This window comes from Sulfuricaulis sp. (assembly GCF_040901545.1).
GTDB lineage: Bacteria > Pseudomonadota > Gammaproteobacteria > Acidiferrobacterales > Sulfurifustaceae > Sulfuricaulis.
Genome location: NZ_JBBDYL010000050.1, coordinates 63864 through 83571, shown reverse-complemented (window position 1 = coordinate 83571; position 19708 = coordinate 63864). Strand labels below are relative to the sequence as shown.

General features: G+C 55.0%; 25 protein-coding genes. 17 read left to right on the top strand and 8 right to left on the bottom strand.

Annotated features, from left to right (window positions below):
• The 9 genes from WD823_RS10510 to WD823_RS10470 all read left to right on the top strand — a co-directional run.
• Window positions 1-863: phosphomethylpyrimidine synthase ThiC (locus tag WD823_RS10510; protein ID WP_368429449.1), on the top strand; the 863-nt coding region annotated here is incomplete at its 5' end.
• A 183-nt stretch (window positions 864-1046) separates the two neighbouring features.
• Window positions 1047-1217, top strand: a complete 171-nt coding sequence (locus tag WD823_RS10505; protein ID WP_368429448.1) for a hypothetical protein — start codon at window positions 1047-1049, stop codon at window positions 1215-1217.
• A gap of 15 nt (window positions 1218-1232) precedes the next feature.
• Complete coding sequence (locus WD823_RS10500; RefSeq protein WP_368429447.1) at window positions 1233-1370, top strand: hypothetical protein; 138 nt, start codon at window positions 1233-1235, stop codon at window positions 1368-1370.
• Entirely contained in the window at window positions 1363-1656 is a 294-nt protein-coding gene (locus WD823_RS10495; RefSeq protein ID WP_368429446.1) for a helix-turn-helix domain-containing protein, read from the top strand. The genes WD823_RS10500 and WD823_RS10495 overlap by 8 nt, the downstream gene beginning before the upstream one ends.
• A 202-nt stretch (window positions 1657-1858) precedes the next feature.
• Window positions 1859-2095 carry an antitoxin gene (locus tag WD823_RS10490; protein ID WP_368429445.1) on the top strand — a complete coding sequence of 79 codons (237 nt, stop codon included), beginning with the start codon at window positions 1859-1861 and terminating at the stop codon, window positions 2093-2095.
• Window positions 2092-2490: a type II toxin-antitoxin system VapC family toxin gene (locus WD823_RS10485; protein ID WP_368429444.1), complete on the top strand. Its 399-nt coding sequence runs from the start codon at window positions 2092-2094 to the stop codon at window positions 2488-2490. Before WD823_RS10490 ends, WD823_RS10485 begins: the two co-directional genes overlap by 4 nt.
• A gap of 214 nt (window positions 2491-2704) precedes the next feature.
• Window positions 2705-3520, top strand: coding sequence for a TIGR04255 family protein (locus tag WD823_RS10480; protein WP_368429443.1), 816 nt, complete (start codon window positions 2705-2707; stop codon window positions 3518-3520).
• The gene (locus WD823_RS10475) at window positions 3510-4163 is read left to right on the top strand and encodes a hypothetical protein (RefSeq protein WP_368429452.1); all 654 of its coding nucleotides are present in this window, start codon (window positions 3510-3512) and stop codon (window positions 4161-4163) included. The genes WD823_RS10480 and WD823_RS10475 overlap by 11 nt, the downstream gene beginning before the upstream one ends.
• A 26-nt stretch (window positions 4164-4189) precedes the next feature.
• Window positions 4190-4669 carry a hypothetical protein gene (locus WD823_RS10470; RefSeq protein ID WP_368429442.1) on the top strand — a complete coding sequence of 160 codons (480 nt, stop codon included), beginning with the start codon at window positions 4190-4192 and terminating at the stop codon, window positions 4667-4669.
• A gap of 147 nt (window positions 4670-4816) precedes the next feature.
• Here the strand turns inward: WD823_RS10470 and WD823_RS10465 are convergent, their stop codons facing one another.
• The gene (locus WD823_RS10465) at window positions 4817-5488 is read right to left on the bottom strand and encodes a rhomboid family intramembrane serine protease (RefSeq protein WP_368429441.1); all 672 of its coding nucleotides are present in this window, start codon (window positions 5486-5488) and stop codon (window positions 4817-4819) included.
• Window positions 5489-5802: 314 nt separating this feature from the next.
• Here WD823_RS10465 and WD823_RS10460 point away from each other — a divergent pair, with 314 nt between their 5' ends.
• The gene (locus WD823_RS10460; protein WP_368429440.1) at window positions 5803-7908 is read left to right on the top strand and encodes an FG-GAP-like repeat-containing protein; all 2106 of its coding nucleotides are present in this window, start codon (window positions 5803-5805) and stop codon (window positions 7906-7908) included.
• A gap of 239 nt (window positions 7909-8147) precedes the next feature.
• Here the strand turns inward: WD823_RS10460 and WD823_RS10455 are convergent, their stop codons facing one another.
• Both WD823_RS10455 and WD823_RS10450 read right to left on the bottom strand, forming a co-directional pair.
• Window positions 8148-8480, bottom strand: a complete 333-nt coding sequence (locus WD823_RS10455; RefSeq protein ID WP_368429439.1) for a GYD domain-containing protein — start codon at window positions 8478-8480, stop codon at window positions 8148-8150.
• A 175-nt stretch (window positions 8481-8655) separates the two neighbouring features.
• Window positions 8656-9858: a zinc ribbon domain-containing protein gene (locus WD823_RS10450; RefSeq protein WP_368429438.1), complete on the bottom strand. Its 1203-nt coding sequence runs from the start codon at window positions 9856-9858 to the stop codon at window positions 8656-8658.
• Between the two features lie 262 nt (window positions 9859-10120).
• On the opposite strand from WD823_RS10450, the gene WD823_RS10445 reads away from it, so the two are divergent.
• From WD823_RS10445 to WD823_RS10415, 7 genes are all read left to right on the top strand, one after another.
• Complete coding sequence (locus tag WD823_RS10445) at window positions 10121-10423, top strand: hypothetical protein (protein ID WP_368429437.1); 303 nt, start codon at window positions 10121-10123, stop codon at window positions 10421-10423.
• A 35-nt stretch (window positions 10424-10458) separates the two neighbouring features.
• Window positions 10459-10707, top strand: a complete 249-nt coding sequence (locus WD823_RS10440) for a hypothetical protein (protein WP_368429436.1) — start codon at window positions 10459-10461, stop codon at window positions 10705-10707.
• Window positions 10704-11159 carry a type II toxin-antitoxin system VapC family toxin gene (locus WD823_RS10435; RefSeq protein WP_368429435.1) on the top strand — a complete coding sequence of 152 codons (456 nt, stop codon included), beginning with the start codon at window positions 10704-10706 and terminating at the stop codon, window positions 11157-11159. Before WD823_RS10440 ends, WD823_RS10435 begins: the two co-directional genes overlap by 4 nt.
• A 6-nt stretch (window positions 11160-11165) precedes the next feature.
• Window positions 11166-11348, top strand: coding sequence for a hypothetical protein (locus tag WD823_RS10430; protein ID WP_368429434.1), 183 nt, complete (start codon window positions 11166-11168; stop codon window positions 11346-11348).
• A 311-nt stretch (window positions 11349-11659) separates the two neighbouring features.
• Window positions 11660-11833: a hypothetical protein gene (locus tag WD823_RS10425; protein WP_368429433.1), complete on the top strand. Its 174-nt coding sequence runs from the start codon at window positions 11660-11662 to the stop codon at window positions 11831-11833.
• A 67-nt stretch (window positions 11834-11900) separates the two neighbouring features.
• Window positions 11901-12413, top strand: coding sequence for a DUF3617 domain-containing protein (locus tag WD823_RS10420; protein WP_368429432.1), 513 nt, complete (start codon window positions 11901-11903; stop codon window positions 12411-12413).
• A gap of 50 nt (window positions 12414-12463) precedes the next feature.
• Window positions 12464-13420 (top strand): lyase, encoded by a 957-nt coding sequence (locus WD823_RS10415; protein WP_368429431.1) that lies wholly within the window; start codon window positions 12464-12466, stop codon window positions 13418-13420.
• 85 nt (window positions 13421-13505) lie between these two features.
• Here WD823_RS10415 and WD823_RS10410 read toward each other — a convergent pair whose 3' ends face one another.
• From WD823_RS10410 to WD823_RS10390, 5 genes are all read right to left on the bottom strand, one after another.
• Window positions 13506-13646, bottom strand: a complete 141-nt coding sequence (locus WD823_RS10410; protein ID WP_368429430.1) for a hypothetical protein — start codon at window positions 13644-13646, stop codon at window positions 13506-13508.
• Between the two features lie 69 nt (window positions 13647-13715).
• A complete protein-coding gene (locus WD823_RS10405) occupies window positions 13716-14447 on the bottom strand; it encodes a carboxypeptidase regulatory-like domain-containing protein (protein ID WP_368429429.1) in 732 nt (243 codons plus the stop codon).
• Window positions 14448-14530: 83 nt separating this feature from the next.
• Window positions 14531-17008, bottom strand: coding sequence for a c-type cytochrome (locus WD823_RS10400; RefSeq protein WP_368429428.1), 2478 nt, complete (start codon window positions 17006-17008; stop codon window positions 14531-14533).
• On the bottom strand, window positions 17005-17823 hold the full coding sequence (locus tag WD823_RS10395; protein ID WP_368429427.1) for a c-type cytochrome: 819 nt from the start codon (window positions 17821-17823) through the stop codon (window positions 17005-17007). Before WD823_RS10395 ends, WD823_RS10400 begins: the two co-directional genes overlap by 4 nt.
• Complete coding sequence (locus WD823_RS10390) at window positions 17820-19697, bottom strand: cytochrome ubiquinol oxidase subunit I (protein ID WP_368429426.1); 1878 nt, start codon at window positions 19695-19697, stop codon at window positions 17820-17822. The genes WD823_RS10395 and WD823_RS10390 overlap by 4 nt, the downstream gene beginning before the upstream one ends.
• Between the last annotated feature and the right edge of the window lie 11 nt (window positions 19698-19708).

The following is a 19708-nucleotide window of genomic DNA, read 5'->3' as shown; positions in this document are numbered from 1 at the left end:
CCGGCATCGTCTCGCGCGGCGGCTCGATCATGGCCAAGTGGTGCCTCGCGCACCATAAGGAAAGCTTCCTCTATGACCACTTTGCGGACATCTGCGAAATCATGAAGGCCTACGACGTCGCGTTCTCACTCGGCGATGGCCTGCGCCCCGGCAGCATCGCGGATGCCAACGACCGCGCCCAGTTCGCGGAACTCGAAACGCTAGGCGAGTTGACCAAAATCGCCTGGCAGCACGACGTGCAAGTCATGATCGAAGGCCCGGGCCACATCCCGATGCAGCTTATTAAGGAGAACATGGACAAGGAACTCGAAGACTGTTTCGAGGCGCCGTTTTACACGCTCGGGCCGCTGACCACCGACATCGCGCCCGGCTATGACCATATAACATCCGCCATCGGCGCGGCCCAGATCGGCTGGTACGGCACCGCGATGCTGTGTTACGTCACGCCCAAGGAACACCTGGGTCTGCCCGACAAGCAGGACGTGCGCGACGGGATTATTGCTTACAAAATTGCCGCGCACGCCGCCGACCTCGCCAAGGGCCATCCGGGCGCGCAGTTGCGCGACAACGCGCTCTCCAAGTCGCGCTTCGAATTCCGCTGGGCCGATCAGTTTAATCTTGGACTTGATCCCGAGAAGGCGCAGGAATTTCACGACGAGACGCTCCCGCAGGAAGGCGCCAAGCTCGCTCATTTTTGCTCCATGTGCGGCCCGCATTTCTGCTCGATGAAGATAACTCAAGAAGTGCGGGACTATGCTCAGAAGAAAAAGATTGGTGATATCGCGGTCGCGGTAGAAGAGGGATTGAAGGACAAGGCAAACGAGTTCAAGCAGCGCGGTTCCGAGATTTATCAAAAGACCTGAGTCCCGCACACATACAGATTACGGTGTAAGGATGCCCTACAGGGACGTAGTAATGTCGCGAGAGGGCAGGAAGCCCGTAGCGACGGTCGCGCGACTACGCCGTCACACTACAACCTTTTGGAATAAGGCGCTTAATCAAATTGCCTGGTTGACAACTATACGCTGTTAGCGTATGGTCTGTTTATGATCTTCGTTGAACTTCCGGTCTTCACGCGCGTGGCGGCCGGCTTGTTCGATGACGAAGCGCTACGGGGCATCCAGGAAATATTGTTTGTGGATCCGGAGGCAGGCGACGTCATCCCCGGAGGTGGCGGACTTCGCAAATTACGCGCGCCTTTACCTGGTCGGGGTTAACGTGGCGGTGCAAGAGTGATTTACTACTGGTGGGCGCGACGAGAGCATTGTTACTTCGTCTATGCCTACGCCAAGAACGAGCAATCGGATTTGACGCGCGCGCAGCTCAAGCAGTTGGCGCGCATTATGAAACAGGAGATACACGATGGATAAGAAGGCATTCGCGGAGCTGGTTTCCAGTGTCCAGGACATGGGCCGTCACATGCGCGGCGAGAAGGTGGCGCGCGCGCGGATCACCAAGGTTCGCGAGCCGAACGTGCGCACGATCCGTCGCAAGTCGGGCTTGAGCCAATCGCAATTCGCCGTGCTCATCGGCGTGAACCTGCGCACGCTCCAGAACTGGGAACAGGGCCGCACTCGCCCCACCGGCCCGGCGCGCGCCTTGCTGCGGATCGTGGAGAAGAATCCCAAGGCCATGCTGACTCTGCACGCCGCTTGAATCGCTGTTCGTCTTCTCGGTCTACGCCGCCAGCCAGAAGCTTTCGGAAGCGGAGGCCTTGCAGAAAGGCATGGAAGCCAAGGCGGTGGAGTTTGTAAAGCAAGGCTCGGAGATTTACCGCAAAGCCTGAACCTTGGCGTCGGTGTCTGGACAGGTCACCTGAAAAGTATATACTTATGGTATATATTTCGAGGATCGGATCGTGGATACCGCCAAACTGTTTCAAAACGGCCAAAGTCAGGCCGTGCGCCTGCCCAAGGAATACCGCTTCAAGGGCGATCGGGTCGTCATCAAGAAGGTCGGCAACGCCGTCGTGCTGCTCCCGCTCGACAATCCGTGGCAGGTACTGGAAGAAGGCTTGGGGCGATTTTCCGCTGATTTCATGCCCCACCGGCGTCAGCCCAAGAAACAACAACGCCGGGAAAAACTCTTTGAATGAAATACCTGCTGGACACGGACGTCTGCATTTATCTCATCAATAAACGGCCGTCCTCGGTACTTGAAAAGCTGCACGCCTGCCGGGCGGGTGATGTCGGCGTCTCCGCCGTTACGGTCGCCGAATTGCGTTACGGCGCCTGCAAAAGCCAGCGCTCCCGGCAAAACCATGAAGCGCTTGACCTGTTCCTGGCGCCGTTTGAAATGATGATGTTCGATGAAAGCGCCGCTATCGCCTACGGCGAAATACGCGTGCAGTTGGAAAAGGCGGGCGATCCCATCGGACCGCTCGATATGCTGATTGCCGGCCAGGCCAAAAGCCTTAACGTCGTGCTCGTGACGAATAACGTCCGGGAATTCAGGAAAGTGAAAGGGTTGAAGATCGAGACGTGGTCATAGCGATTAACGGCCCTTGCAGAAAGGCATGGAAGCCAAGGCGGTGGAATTCGTGAAGCAGGGGGCGGAGATTTATAAGAAAGCCTGATAAACCTTTAGCACTTTAGACATAGGGTAAGAATCATTAGTTAATATCGATATCACCCCCTTATAGTTAGTGACATCTATGCTAATGTTTGAGCATATAATTTAGGCACATGATGAGGATTCCGCCTCTGTGACTCAGCTACCGAACGCACCTCTTACGGAAGTAGTCTTTGAGTTGCGCTGGAAGTTAAAAGAAGACCCCGCGATTCACCAATCATTTTGGAATGATCCGGGATATCCAATATTGACCGATACGTTCTCAGCAGATGCTCGGAAGTATGGTTTCTCGCACATTAAGAAACTCGGTTCTGAAGCACACTTAGCTGGTCACTCGGTAGGCTTGAGGTACTATAAATCTGCCGAACAGTCATTTCCTCTTTGGCAGATTGGTCCGGGAATTTTTGCGGCTAACGAATCAGCGGCATATGAATGGAAGTTATACAAAAAATTGGTTCTGGACGGGGTCCGATCACTATTACGATCATATCCAAAATTCAAGGGCTTCCCACTAAGTTTCATACATATCGAGCTACGTTACATCGATTCATTTGATAGTAGGTATGTTGCGCATAAGGAAGTCCTCAAGTTCATTAATGAAGAAACCAATTTCAAAATTCAGCTCCCAGAATTTCTTAGCAAAATGCATCTAGAAACTCCGTCTAACGCACATCTAACATTCGAATTTCCAGTTAGTGAACATAAAGACACTAATTTCATTGTGCGCCTCGCAAATGCAAAGGCTAACGAGAAAGACATCATTCTGCTTGAAAGTCGAGTTGTAACTAAAGCAGAAAATATCAATATTGGAAATACTGCTGTCCAACGCATTAAGTACCTTGAAAAGTGGCTCAGTAATGCGCATTTACTCACAAGCCCCTTCTTTAAACAATTTGTTAGTGGATCATTGATGAGACGATTTAAAGCGAGACCCGACAATGCCGGCTAATTCATCCGCAATTTCACTCGACTTCGATCATAGATCACTTGAACCAAACCCATTGGTTTTCATGCAGCCGAACACGTTAGTTGAAGATATTAAGTCCCAGAGTGTTGGTCAGACTAGTACTTCAATTATGCCGATTTCGACTTTTCCAACGACCAGTATGGTTATACGTTCCATATATTCGCTAACCGAGGAGTTGTTGTCGGAAGTAATTCCATTACGTGTTCCAAGAAGTAGTAGTGTCATACCAGATGCGATTAGAGCGAATTGGCAGGCCTTAGCTACTTCAGGTTTGAGCGAGCGCGCCTATCTTTACTTGCTTAAGCTTGCAAAGAAAGAAGCTGGATGGCGAGAACCAGGAACACGTCCATTAGAAGGCCGTTCTCTTGGGGAGTTTCTTAAATTTTGGATGAACGTCCGTTCAGATGCGTCTGAGCCTGGGTTTTCCCTGCTCCCGAATGGCAATCTCCAAGTCGAATGGTATTGCGATGACCGCCACTTCACAGAATTGGAGTTCCGGTCTAACGGGTTGGTGCTTTTTGGCTTCTTCGACGGATCATCCGAAATTGAGGGATTGGCGAATCTCGATGAACTTAAACCTCTAATTGCGAGCAGAGATTACAGATATTTAAAGTGGTCTCAATGAAATAACATTGCTGGAATCGGTCACTGATGCGAAAAAAAAATAAACAACCAACATTTTCCCCAAAAAGTGAATTAGCAAGGTACGTTGATCCAGATGAAATTAAATCTGGGGGTAGAGTCTCGAGTGGCGCCTTCATGCCGTCACCAGTTGATACTTATCTTTCCGTTAACAGTCTTGAACTTGAGAAAGTACAGGAAATTGCTCGTTACTATCGTCAAATCCATCAAAGTGGGACCGGGAATGTAGCAGTGGCATGTCGCAAGATAGTTGATTACAATAATGCTGCAAATTTTGCTGGGTTATCGGTGCAGAAGAACAGTGTTAGTGGTAGATGGGAATTCAGAGGAGCTAATGGAGTATTAGAAGCCTACAAATATAGATGGACCCATATATCAAGTTCACACTGTGGTGTTGAGTTTATCAACGCACAATTAGATGAGCTGCGTATCAAGAAGATTGCTCGGAGATTGGCGGGACGGAGACCCCACTTATTTGAGCTTAAATAATTTGGAAAATTGGCGTCAGATCACAGTTCCCGCTAATACCCCTTTTCAGCTTTCACTTCACCTCAATCACGGCCCCCGTTTCCGGATCAGTAACCCGGTCGTCGAGATGCGCACTTCTAATAAAGTTTGAGTTTATTGTCTGATTGTTTACTTACCGTCCCATCGTCCCTCAGTCTGCTCACCGTCAACTTCCACATTGCCCTCTTCGTCTTCCCAGCTGTATTTCTTTTTTGGCGGGGCGGGGTCGAAGGTTTTGAATAGGATTGCCAAGGTGACGCCGATCGCCGCGCCAAATAAATGCGATTCATAGGAAATTTGAGGATCGCCGGGAAAGATTCCCCAGATCGCGCTGCCATAAAGGAAAGACACGATGAGCGCGAGCGCGATGGCGCGCTTATCCCAACGCAGCACCCCGATCGTGAATACAAAGAGCATCATGCCCAGGGTCAGGCCACTGGCTCCGATATGATGGGCACTGCGGGCGAATAGCCAGACACCCACGCCCGAACCGATATAGATGACGGGGATGACGATTTTTGCCGAGCGCGGATAACCGTACAGCAACGCCGTGCCCAGAATGATAATGGGCAAGGTGTTGGCAATCACGTGGGACAGCGAACCGTGAATCAGCGGCGCCCACAGAATGCCCGCAAGCCCGCTGGCCCGCAGCGGATAGACACCGAACCGAGTGAGGTTTAGATCAAACGTGATCTCGACGAGCTTGATCAGCCATAGGACTGTCGCAAAGCACGCCGCGATGAAAAAGGACCGGCGCAGCTTGCGCGTGTCATGCTCTAAAGGTGTCACGGAATCCGTCATGTTAACGGTTGTCTGCCTGTCTATTGCCGCTGTGGGGTACAGAATACGTGCCGCCGGCATCGAAACCCACACTTCGTATTGCGTGGGACCGTCAGCGGCAAAGGTCGCCGAGCCGTATTCGGCTTCTAGCAGTGGACCGAACTGGGTTTAGACTGGATTAATTTCCTTTCATGTCCCGTCTCAAAAACCACCCCTCCCCAATGCACTAACGCATTGATACAGATTACTTTCCTTGTTTTGTAGTGACTTGAGATATATCTGTAAGGGAGAATTACGTGCATAAAAGCTGTAGAAATAATGGGAGAGAAGTGGCAATGCGCAGTACCTACCTGCAATTATTTCAGTTTACAACCGTTCTTTTCTGTTTGATTCTCACCGCCTGTAGTGGCGGAGGCGGAGGCAGTGGTGGCGGAGGCGGGGGTAGTGATAACAATAATAATATTTCTGGATTAAGTTTATCTAACAATGTACTCATGTTTACTGCCCCAAACACGAATTCGACTCCTTCTTCACAAATAATCACCACCACCATCAATGGTGTTAACAGTGGAACACTTTACATCAAGATTGTATCAACCGGGCCGGCCGTCGCTTCTATAACTAATATCATTGTCACCGGAACGACAGGCGGGCAGGCAACCATCAATCCCACTCCAGCCGCGACGCTCGGACCAGGCTTACACACAAGCACTATTACTGTTTATGCCTGTACGACGGATCCCAACTGTTCTTCCGGCCAACTGGCAGGCAGTCCGCAAACCGTCAACGTGACCTACACAATCACCGGTGTTGTCGCCTCGCCTTCTTCCCTGAATTACACAGTTGGTGATGCGCCTGACGACAGTGACTTAACCCGTCAGTTCACCGTTACCGGTTACCCAATCCAGAACTGGAATGCCGCCAGCAATGTGCCTTGGCTGTTAGTTTTGTCCCCGAGTGGCAATACCACCAATGCAACCCAGGTGCCAGTCAGACTGGTGGAGGAACAGCCCAACGGAATGTCCAGTGGAACTTATACCGGAGAAATAAAGATTACCCCGACGTCCGGCTTGGCGGTCACGATACCAGTCACCCTGACAAAGGTTCGCGACCCCCATATGGAACATGGTTTCCCCGTACAGACATTTGTCACGAGTGGGTTCTATCAGGGAGGATCGCGCTCCGTGTATATCACGGTCGGAAATCTCGATTCGGATCCGGAGTTCGAAATCCTTGTATCTGCCTATGCTTCTGGTCCCTTATGGGCTTTCAATCACGACGGTACTTTGCTCGACGGCTGGCCCGAACAATATGGACCTTGGGTCGGCTATCCTTCGCTGGGGAATTTTTTCGGGGATGCGGGGCAACTTGAAGTTGCGGTAGGTTATGGCCCATTATTCGGTTCCTGCAATGCCGACCGGTTTATTTTCAATGGAAACGCTCAGCCACTTCCGGGATGGCCTCAGACAAGCTGCAATGCGGGACATCGCCAACCACCGCAAATAGCGGATCTTGACGGCGATGGGCTCGATGAAATCTTTTACGAATGGCACATGATCGATGCGTATCGGGCTGACGGCCAACTGCTTAGCGGGTGGCCGTCACCTTCCAATCACGAAGGTTCCTTTCTGGCGTTTGGAGATGTCGATGGAGATTCAGTCGATGAGGTTATTGCCGCGTCTCATTCACAGATCACGGCTTTCGAATTTAATGGCTCGACCGTTGCAGGTTTCCCCTTTCCGACATTTCCGAGCACCGATAACTCAAAGCTTCTCTCCTCGCCAATTGTAACCGCCGATATGGATGGCGATGGTCGCTACGACATCATTGAAGTAAGAAGCGAGCAGACCACTTTTGGTAGAACCTTTGTGCGCCTGTTTGGAGCCGATGGTCGCTTGATATGGGAAAACGAAACTTTGCCGGGCGAGTCCGTGCCCTACACGACAGCGCCCGCACTGGCGGATCTCGACGGAGACGGCCTTCTGGAAATCCTCGTACAAGTGGATGGAGCCCTCTATGTATGGCATGCGAATGGAACCCTGATGGAGGGGTGGCCCGTGCGATTAGGAGATCGCCACTTTATTGGAAACTCGTCACCCGTGGTCGGTGACGTGGATGGCGACCAGTTGCCGGATATCGTCATCGTAACTTACAGTGGAGATCCTAACGCGTCTAAGGTATTTGTCTTTAATCGAGTCGGGCAGCTCCATCCCGCGTTTCCAAAAGTGTTCCCCTTGGGGACTTCGATGGCGCCTGCGATTGCAGATATCGATCTTGATGGTCGAAATGAAATTCTTATCGGCAGCGATCTGTGGAAAGGTTTTTCGGACATGTACAATACCGTATATGCGTTTGATCTCGGAGGTCCCGCGCATGGTCCCATATTATGGGGGCAAGTTGGCGGTGGTCCGCGGCACCAGTATCGCTACCCACCGAAGTAAGAAGTAATGGACATGTAGAAGCTTTTTCGGTCTTGACCCGCCTGGATTTTCCCGCATAGACAATTGGGGACAGGCCACGGTTTCCGCCAATACACTTGTTCAGCTTTCACTTTACTTCAATCTCGGCCCCTTTCCGGATCAGCAACCCGGTCGTCGAGACGCGTACTTCGTATTGCGTGGGACCGTCAGGGCGATGATTAGTGTGAGGAGTTGAAGTTCGATTCGAGCGAGGAATGCTCCTAAGCTTTTTCTCCCGGTGGCCGATACGCGATCGAGGAGGCCTTTTTCATAGCGACGAGCGACTCCTCGACGGTCAGCAAGACAGTCGTATGGAGAGAACTCAACGCACCGCCAGCGCCGATGGCGATCGCCGTGGCTGCCATCGAGACGTTATCCGGAGCCTCCCACAAGGTGAATCCGTCGTGATCGCCGAAGGCATACCAGAAACCGTGCAACTTTCCGCCGACCGCTTCGATATACTGCTTGGCTGCCGCTCGGCGATCCTCGGGGTTTTTGATGAGCTTCGCCCATGCGGCTGGCGTGTAACTGAATCGGGTCAGGTATAACGGCATCGGCTATTCCTCCTTTGCTTTCACTCCGCCGGCGGTCAAAGTGCGCCGGATTTGTTGTCGGTAGCATGCTCTTCGCGCGACTGCTCCGCAAGACCGCTCAATCACGGCTCTGATTCCGGATCAGCAACCCGGTCGTTGAGACGCGCACTTCGTATTGTGTGGCGCCGGTAATGATTTAAAGTTGCAGCCCGCACTCCTTGCAGAAGCGGCCATACACATACGTGGGCTGACGGCAATGTTTGCAGGCCGTGAACTGCGCGAATCCACAGAATGGGCAGGTGCGGCTGCCGATAGGGAGTCCTCGGCCGCACTTTTGGCACTGACCTCGGGTGATGCGTCGTTGCAACATCTTCTCGCGTGAGAAGAGCTTGCGCTGGAACAGATAGATTAGTGCCAACGCTGCAGCGATAGCCAACGCTATGACGACGTAGTGCCATAGAGCCACGAGCTTGAGCGATTCGAGAAATTCGATCAGCCTTTGCAGCAGCTTCTTCGGCAGGATGTCGTAGATGAGTTCGGCGATCTTGAACAAAACCGGAATGGCCGTCACCACCAGCAGGTGCGATGACACGAGCGTCTGGACTGTGCGGTTCTTGCGGATGCTCACTGCATTCCACAGGTAAAAGACCACAATCAGCGGCAGCAGGAAGATCAGTTCCATCCCCAGGCGCTTTACCGGATACCAGAAGTTGAGGTTACGCAGGTCATCGCGCAGTCGCTCGCGATCGGTCTGCGTCACCGCCTCGATCTGCGACCAAAGCCGGTGAATGCGCTCGTCCTGCGCGAGCGGGACTTCCACCGCGGCCAACATTTGCGTGAGTTCGTTAAGGGCCGCGGTCTTCTTGTTTAGCTCCACCTTGAGCGATTCGACGCGGGTCGGTTTCGATTTTTCCTTGGCGATCGACTCGAGCAGTGCGATGTCGTACGGCCCCTTGAGGCGCTCGATCTGGACGCGCAAGTCGCGAGTCTCCCGGTTCAGCCGTTGAACCTCCTGGAAGCCGCTGGCCAGCGTCTTGTCCTTCTTGATGTGATCCAGCTCAGCGAGCATCGGCGCGCAAAGCGGATGATATTCTCTGGGCCGCTCGTCCGGTCGGTATCCACTTGTGCTGTAAGAAACGACCATGCCGGCAAGGCGTTCCATGCGGTTGGTTTTGTTCCAATCCCCGTCGATGACGATGTTGCGGCAAACGTCGGGAATACGCCCGCTGGGGCGGGCGAGCTGTGCGGTGTGCTGGGCGAGCCCGTCGAATATCGAAACGAGAATGAACAGATCAAGACCAATGATGATGACCAGTGCCGCCTTGCCAAGCGGCTGATCGTCGAGGCGGGTCAGTTGTTTCCCGATTTGAGACAGTCTCTCGGTGATTGCCCGTAGCATGATGCCTCCCCTCCCATGTCAGATTTCTGTGAATTATTGCACAAGTTAACGAGACCCATAATCGGAGTCAGATTACAGTTTCCGCTAATACACCAGTTCAGCTTTCATTTCAGTTCAATCATAGCCCCTGTTAGCGGATCAGCAGTTGCTGAAAAGACGGGCGTGTGAGTAAATGCCTGTAGAAGTTCTGAACCCGAAGGTTTCCGATCTCTCGACCACGGGACACGATCATTAGCGACAAACCACATTTAGTTTCATACCCATGCCGGTAGCTTTCTTGCTGCTGCGACTGGCTATTCGCCTGCTGGGTCTGGTGTCGCCGGCCTTGGCCGGGCGCTGGGTATATCGCCTGTGGTTTCAACCGCTGCGTTTTCCCGAACCGCCGCAGGAGCAGGAATGGCGCCGCACGGCCCAGCCGCTTTCCGTGGTCCATCGCGGCCTGCGGCTTGCGGTCGATGCCTGGGGCGCGGGGCCGACGGTGCTGATGGTGCACGGCTGGAACGGTCGCGGCGCCGCTGTCCCCCTTAAAACATCTTGGTTGCACATTGCAACCACCGTGGTCTAAACTGTCTGGACGAACAGCGAGAAAATCAGTTCAGTATGGCAACCCTTCACGTACGCAACGTCCCCGACAAGCTCTACAAGCGCATCCAAAAACTCGCGGAAGCTGAAAATCGCTCGGTAACGGCCGAAGTCATCCGGCTGTTGAGCCAGGGAGTCCAGGCGCGCGAAGCCCGCCGGGGCGTGGCGGACGTCATTGACCGCATCCGGCGACGGGCGCAAAAGGTCGAGCTCCCCCGCGGTTGGACGGATTCGACCGAACTGATCCGCGAGGACCGCAGCCGGTGAATCCCGCCCCGTTGCGGGCGGTGGTAGATGCCAGCGTGGCGGTAAAGATTTTCGTTCCTGAGGCGCTTTCCACCCAGGCTCAGGAAGTATTCGCGCGCTTCGCCTCGGAAAACAGCGCCGAGTTGATCGTTCCCGATTTTTTCTTCGTCGAATGCGCGAACGTGTTTTGGAAATGGGTACAGCGGTCGGCCTACCCCGACAAGGATGTTCAGTCACATTTGCGTGATTTAACCAGCCTCGGCCTTACGGTGATTCCGGCGCAGGTTATAGCTGAAGAAGCCCTGGAGATTGCCTTGAAACACCGGATTACAGTGTATGACGCCTGTTATGTCGCCGCATCAAAGCAAACGCGGTTTCCGTTGATCACCGCGGATGAGAAGCTGGTAATGAAACTGGCGAAGGGCACTTACGATGTGCAGTGGCTGGGTGATGTTGGGGTTGCATCAAAATAGGTGAATATGGCTGACGATGTACCTGCATCATCGGAAGAACGCCTTTACCCAGCCACTTGGGACGAGGTCAAGGAAGTGGAGCTAGAAGATTCTCTGCGCGCCACCCCTGCCCAGCGCCTGGCTTGGCTGGAAGAGGCGCTGAAATTGGCGTGGCTGGCGGGTGCCGCCCGAGAAGACAAGCAATCATAGTAAGTTTTTTAGGACAACCTTCGTCAAATCAAAGCTTCCGCTTAAACGCCTTTCAGCTTTCACTTCAGTTCAATCACGGCCCCGTTTCTGGACCAGCAACCCGGTTGTTGGGACGCGCACTTCGTATTGCGTGAGACCGTTGGCGGCGGCGAACGGCGCCGACCCGTATTCATGACTAAAACCAAGGTCAGGCGGGATTCGTCCATACCTTTGTATTCAGAGTCTTGCCATAACTGCGGCCGGGGGGTCCGGACATTTGCCGCAATGCCTGACATAATCCGGTATTCACTTCATTGAACGAGGGCGCCACGGTGGCAAAAACCAAATATCAGTTTGAAAAGCGCCAGAAAGAGCTGAAAAAGAAGAAAAAGATGGAGGAGAAACGCCAGCGCAAGCTGGAGAAGAGCGGTAATCCGCCGACGGAAAATCCGGAGCCATCCCCGGATCCGGTCGAAAATGCCAATAAGGACGGTAGCCTGGGCTAGCCATCGCGAGACCGGCATACGGCCAAGAAATAACAGGCTGGCTCCGCTTCCGAGGAGGAATAACATCATGGGCCACGCCATTAACGGACAAACACCTTTCGATCAACCGTTGCCGTCGCATCCCGCCGGCGCTTCGCTGACCGGCAGGATTTTTTTCACGCTCCTGCTGCTTGCTTTGGTTTCGGCTGTACCGGCCTTCGCGGCGCCGACGATCAATCCGGGCGATTGGGAATACTCCATGAAGATGAAGATCGAAGGACTGGGCATCCCCATTCCGCAGATCCCCGTCACCTTCACCGGCTGCATCACGGAGAAGAATCCCACCGTCGAAACCCCGGAAATGAAAAAAGCCGGGTGCAAGATCGTGAACCAGAAAATCTCAGGCAACAACGTGACCTACACCGGACGTTGCGTCACCGGCGACAGCGTGACGGATACGAATTACAAAATGAACTTCCAGGGAAACTCCATGACCGGCACCTTCGATCAGGTGCGCAAGGTTAGCGGCAAGGTGCAGAGCACCGCCACGGGCACCATCAATGCCAAACGGCTGGGACCGTGCACGAAGCCGGCGAAGTAGGGTCTAAATCATTGTCTTAAAGTATCGAACACCTAGGAGGGTCAAACCGGATGCGCACAGAAACCGCGGCACTGTTGACATTGACGCTGGCATTTGCCGGCTTCGCCTCGGCGGCATCCGACATCGAGGAATATTCCGTTCCTTCCGGTACCCACCCGCACGATGTCGCGCCGGCTTTGGATGGCGGCGTGTGGTACACCGCGCAACACACGGGCGGGCTCGGGCACCTCGATCCCAAAACCGGCAAGACCCGTCACATTCCGCTTGGCGCCGGCTCTGCGCCGCACGGCGTCATCGTCGGTCCGGACGGCGCGCCGTGGATCACCGACTCGGGCCTGAACGCCATCGTGCGCGTGGACCCGAAGACCGACAAGGTCGACGCCTTTCCGCTCCCCGCCGGCACGCCGTACGCCAACCTGAACACCGCCACTTTCGATAACGGCGGCATCCTCTGGTTCACGGGTCAGAGCGGGTATTACGGCCGGGTCGATCCCAAGACGCGCAAGGTGGACGTGTTCGAAGCGCCGCGCGGCCGCGGGCCGTATGGCATCTGCACCGCGCCGGATGGCAGCGTGTATTACGCCTCGCTCGCCGGATCGCACATCGCGCGCATCGACACCTGGACCGGCCAGGCGAGCGTCATCGAGCCGCCGACACCGAGACAGGGCGCGCGGCGCGTGTGGGCGGATTCAAAAAGCCGCATCTGGGTGAGCGAATGGAACGCCGGGCAGCTCAGCGTCTACGATCCCAAGGCCGACGAATGGCGCCAATGGAAACTCCCCGGCGCCAACCCGCGTGCCTATGCCGTGTACGTGGACGACAAGGACATGGTCTGGGTCTCCGATTTTGGCGCCGACGTCATCGTGCGCTTCGATCCCGGAACGGAAAAGTTCACCGCGTTTACACTGCCGAGCCGGGATGCGCGCGTGCGGCAGATTCTCGGCCGGCCGGGCGAGGTGTGGCTGCCGGAGTCTGCTACCGATAAATTGGCCGTGATCCGGCAATGAGAGCGTGCGCTTCTAAGTGCGAGCGCCATGTGGTTCGCTGTCAGCCGCGTCTTTCAATAACCCCGCCGCGCGGGGTACACGCGCCCTAATTACCCGGCGCCATATTCCAGGTGAGTGGCAACCCTTGAGCACTCATAAGAACATGATCCAGGGCATAGAAGAACGCCAATGTCACGGCCAGCACAAAGATCCAACGACGCATTGCTTTTAACGCATCTGACTTCACTCATCGTCTCCATTTGGCGGCCAACTTTTATGTTGAATTCGGTTGGCTGCCTCAATGCAACAAGTCCGGTCAAAGCTTGAGAGCAACATCTATCTTCGTGGTTTCGCCCTTCTTGACCACCAGCTTTTGCTTGGACTCGCCCAGTTTTTCATGCCAGATATTGAGCGTGTAGTTTCCGGGTGGAATATTCGTAATCGAGAAATTTCCATCCTTGCCGGATAGGACCGTATAGGGAGTTTCGGCCACGATCCAATACCCGCCCATCCAGGAGTGGATGTCGCATTTGGCGCGGATCATCCCCGATTTTCTGATCTTGTCTTTGGACACAACCAGCTTGGAACCGGGTTGAATTTTTTTGTTGACGTTGTAGACCCCTTTACTGATCGTGTGGAAGTTATGTCCGACACTGTCGCTGTTCAACACCGCCCCCTCCATGTCGGGCTTGATCAGCAAGATGCGTGGAACGAATGTGCACTTCTTTTGATCGTAGGTAAATTCCTTGGGTAAATTCCAATCTTTTCCCGAGGCCACCGTCTCAATGCTGAGCACGACATTCTGGATTCCGCCGCTTCCGCTGACGACAAGCTCGTCGGAAGGCCGATCGCCGCCGCACGCCTGAATATCCTCATCGACCTTCAAAATCACCGGCGCCGGCGCGGGTCCGTTCAACGTGACGCGACCGCTGACGGTTCCACCATCTTTGACGCCGCCGCTCATCACCGTGTATTCGGCGGATGCCGGACTTGCCGCCAAGACAAACAAACTTCCCAAAACAAGACTAACCCATTGCAGAAATTTCATGTGAAACCTCCAATTTGTGGAATAAATAAAATAAATGAAATGATATCTTCGATAGTGACATTCTGGTGACATGTGGCAATCGGTCAGCGCTGAGTCCCTCGGGTTCTAACGCGTTTTCGGCGCACGCTCCAGATCAGCGTCATGCCCGCCAGCAAGAACAACATCGTGGTCCCAAGCGACGCGCCATAAACCATGGCGTAGTTGGGCGCGTGCGGCAGCAGCAACCAGAACCACGGGGTCAGGGTATGTCTGGAGCCGACCTCGCCGTTGTTCCCGTCCCAGTTCGCAAACGACACCGGGATGAATTGTCCTTTACGGAAGATGAGATCGGTCGCGCTTGCGGCGTTGCCCCCGAGCCGCGCTTCCGTGGACTTGGCGTGGTCCCCGCGTGGGCGCTTCATGAGCACGCGCCACCGGCCGTTCTGCCATTCGCCATGAGCGGAAAGATTATTTTCGCTCGCGCGCTTCGTCAATTTTGCGTCGGGACCGGTGGCGTCGAGCAACATCGCGCGGGGCTCGACGGCGGGCTCGACCGAACCGGCGTTCCAGTACCAGATGGTCGTGGGATGGTCGGCATCGCCGTGACGGTAAAGCGGTTTTTCGACCGGCGCGGTGGCATACGCGCCCGCTTTCGGAAACTGGATCGCCACCGCGTCCGAAAACATCTTTTCGCTCTTATTCGGCAGCTGCTCAAGCACCGGACCGCCAGGACGACTCTCGGTGCGATCGTTCACTTCCAGCAAAAACGCGATGTCACGGTCGTTGTACACGGCCCGGACGGTGATCGCATCGTTGAGCGGGGTGAACAGGCGATCCTCTTTGACGATGTTGGGCACCAGCCTGAAGGTGCTGACGGGAGCTTTTTCCCAGGCGGCGTCGTTGACGTCGCTCGGTAGATCGCCCGCCACTTCCACGCCCTCAAGCACGTTACGTTCGCCGGGCCAGGTTGCGCCGGCACGCAGCGAATAGGCGAAGTTGGCGACATGCCAGCGGTTCTCCGGCGTGATCGCGTCCTCTTCTCCCGCCTCGACGGCTCGATGCGCGGGCATCGGCGTGCCGCGAATGCCGATGGACACGCGCGTGTAGATATTGCGGATCGTCTCGTCGCGGTGCGCGTCGTTTTGCGCGGCCTGATCGGTGTCAGACGAGGCTTCCGTCGCTCGCCAGGTCCACGGTTTGGTGAGGTCACGGGCCCAGATGCGATAGCCCCAGTCGTCATCCAGGAACTCGCCGGAGGTTATGTTGCCGCGGCCCGCCTGCCCGTGGCATTTCCGGCAGTTCTCCTCGAAGACCTCTTTACCCAGGGCAATGGACTCCGCCGAATAGGAAATCCGGCCGTCCATGGGTTCCACGTCGGTGATGACGCGCGCGGTGGGTTTGAGGTAACGCCCCTCCTTGTCGAAATCTTCTTTTTTGGCGTCCTTCGGCGCCCAGATTGCTGAAGTGTCGAATTGCTTGATCAATGCAACCAATTCGCCGATCTGCTTGTCATTGAGCACGGCCGACCAACCCGGCATGCTGGTGTTGTCGAGACCGGACTTGATGGTGTTGAACAAATCAACATCGCGCGGCGGGAGATCCCCGGGCGAGGTCTTGTATTTCCACAGGCCGGCCGTGAAATCGCGCGGACGGGGACGAAGAAAATCCGCTGCCGGTCCGTCTCCCGCTCCCTTTTCGCCATGACAAACGGCGCAACGCAATTGGTAGACATCCATGCTGCTCATCTTGGCGCGTTGCGCGGCGATCTTATCCTTCATCGTGGTAACGGCCTTGGAGATACCCTGGTCCCACATGCGCGGTACTTGCGCGACATAATCGTAGAGGAACGTGATCACGTTCCAGACTTCCTCCTCGCTCAGCATCTCGTGCCAGACCGGCATGGCCGAGTTCCAAGGCATGCCGCCCTTGGGCAATCCGGGGCCGCCGGTGGCGATGCGCCAGAATAAAAAAGACTCCTGCAATTGGGCGATCGTGCCCACATCGCCGAAGTCGGTTGGGAGCGGATCGAGTCCTTTGGCGAAGTGACCCTTTCCGTTCAGTTGATCGCCGTGGCAATAAAAGCAGTTGCGGTAATAGACCAGACTTCCTGCGCGCACCGCCGCTTGATAGGTTTTCCACGCGGCATCCGGATCGCCGTCGAGTTGCTTCAGTACTTGCAATCGAACGGGATTTTCCAGTTTGGCCAAGTCGTAGGTCTTGTCGTATACCTTGATCGCCGCGGGCGGGGAGGGGTGAACCTGACGCAATTCAAGCGGCGTTTCGCGCGAGGGTTTCACTGCCTCGTAGACCGCGTACCCCGGCAGCAGCGATAGGACCACCAGGAGGGTCCAGCGGAGCCACGTTTTGTTGTCATCCAGCAATGTTGCCAAGATCGGCGCCTTGAATTCAGTCCAACGCCGGTCATCACTGGAAAAGTAAAGCATGACGCCCGCGCCGGTGATGATCAGGTAGGCAATCATCACCGACCGGGGCATGAAAGGCGGAAATGCCCAGTTGAATATCAACCAGGCGCCGACAAGCACGATCACCGCCTGCCAAAAAGCCGGAATGCGCGGGTTCACGGTTGTGCCGTGGTCGGTTGCGCCAGGAACTTCACGACCATTTCCAGTTCGGAAACGGTCATCGTCGGAAAATCCGGCATGATGGGGGGGAATCCTTTGGCGATTTCCGCTTTCGGATCGATGATGCTGGCGCGGATCTGGTCGATCTTCAGCCGCTTGCCGACGTCATTCAGGCTGGGCCCGATGGCGGACTGGGTCTTCAGGATGGAATGACACGCCGCGCATCCGAATTTCGCGATGACCTCCTCGGGGCCTTGAGCCTGCGGCGGTTTCGTCTCCGCGACCCCGTCTTTCTTGCCGGCCGCCGGTGCGGCCTTGGGCAAAGCCACGGTGACCGCGTTGCCGTCCTTTTTTTGCAGATAAGCGACGATCGCGCTGATCTCTACTTCAGAGAGTTGGATCGGGGCCTGATCGACGGCAGGCATGGGGGACTCGGTATCGTTGGAGCCTTTTTTGCCGAAGCCTTTAACGACGTAGGCGCTTGGCTGCAGCATGGACTCGCGCAGATAACTCTCCGAATCTTTAGCCTTGCCCTGGTATTGGGAGTCCGAGATCCGCTCGAGCGAAACTTTTCCGACATCGAACGTAAGGAGATCGGGCGCCCGGCCCAGCTGGTTATGGCACAGCGTGCAGGTCCCTTTCCCGTTATATAAATTTTCGCCCAGGGCGATGAAGGAATCCATGGTCAATTCCCCCACATCCACCGCTTTGTCCACGGGTGCTTCACCCTTCATCTGCGGAAGCACATATGTCACGGAGGCAAATAAGAGTATCAGCGCGACACTAAAGCCCAGTGTTTTTGCCAGATTTTTCATGCCGTGTTTTCTGCCGCTGTTAATTTGCCATTTGAAACGGGAGGGACTTGTTTACTGCTGCTCAGATTGGCAACCCAAAAAATAAACAGCACGAAGATCAGGAACAATAGCGTAATCCCGGTGACCATGTTCCCGACGGTTTGCAGAGGAGGAATAAAGTTATCGGGCGAGTTGTCCTTCATGACCGCATACACATGCCAGTGCGTGCGCACCGAGGAGCGGATGTAGCCCATCAGCGCCATCAACCACGTAAACGCAACAGGAAGCGCGAACAGCGCGTACTGGGAACGATCGGAGACTTTGCCCCAGTAGACCGGCAATGTCTTGGCTCCCTTGAACATCAGCGTGTCAATCACTACGCCGGCGACAATGACCACCACCGTTGACACCACCTGGATCACGCTCGAGCCTACCTTGTAGACGGTGTTGGTGAAATAACCGTAATAGACGCCGGCGAAAATGACATTGGCACACGCCACTATGTAGATAACGATCATCAACGCGTTGCCCCAATCCTGCCACGCGACCGTGATCACCTTGTCCGCGCGTCGATACAATTGGAAGGACAGGAACGTGAATATCAGCATCAAGAAGACCGCGATATTTTTGGCCGGCATGATTCCCAGTGGGCCCAGTATCGGGTGATTGCCGCCGCCGAGCTTGGCGATTTCACTCCCGGTGTAAATAACGTTGTGCGGCGTCACCCACACCAGAAAACCGAGCACCAGCACGACCGCGATATATTTGATAAGCCAGCGGTAACGTTCACCGCCCTCGGTTCGTGCCATGCCGGTCCACAGGTAATAATTCCCGGCGAGCAAGATCGTACAGATCAGCACCGCCTGAATGACGAACAACCACGCCAAAATTCCTCCCATCGCGAGAATGCCCATTTGCTGGGAGTACGCATAGATTTCAGCCATCAGCCAATAACCGGCAAACGGCAACGGGAGAAAGGCGAGTATCGCGATGAAATTGGACGTATAGCCCATCCAGTCATAGTGAGCCTTTTCCGCCGGTGTCTTGGCGGCGAGAAACTTGAAGGCCGCATACGCCCCCACGACCGCGCCGCCAAACGCGATATTGGCGAGAAAGCGATGCAGGTTCAGCGGATTCCACAGCGGACCTTTCATGATTTCCCAGATGTTGCCGATTACGGCCCCGGTAGCCGGATCGATCCCGGAAGGCGCCATCATAAAAGTTGACCAAGAGTTTGCGACCACCAGCAGCGTGGTGCCGACGGCGTTGAGCAACAGTCCCAAAGTCAGGTGCACCCATTTTCGATTGCCGTAACGCAGCGCGTCCCAGCCGTAGTAGTAGATGTAAAGAAATATGCTCTCGAGGAAAAATAAGACGGCATAGACCAACACTTGCGACCCGAACGCTCGCATCATATAAGTCATGAAGTGCGGATAGAACAGGAACAGGCTCAGTGCCAGCGTGCCGCCGAACAGCGCCGTTATGGCATAAGCGGTCAGGCTCACCTTCATGAATTCGTGGGCCATGTCATCGAAACGATCATCGTTGGTCTTGAATCCGATGAGCTCGATAACGAGCACGAAGATCGGAACCGCCAGCACCAGAGCGCCAAAAAACAGATGCATCTGCGCGACAACCCAGACTACGCTGCGACTGCTCACACCGATACTCGGATAATCCGAAGGTTTTGGTTTTGGCGCCGGAAGGGATTCCGCGACGGATTCTTTCTTGACTTCATCGCCGCGAACGGACGCGCCCTGCTGCTCCACTACGTGACTTGCAGCCGCGACCACCGATGGAAACGCGCCACCACTCAGGCCGATTACCGCCACCATGAGAGCGGGTAGTAAAGGGCGCCACATGGATCGCACGGGACGATAGCGAAGCGGATTCATTGTTTTTGTTT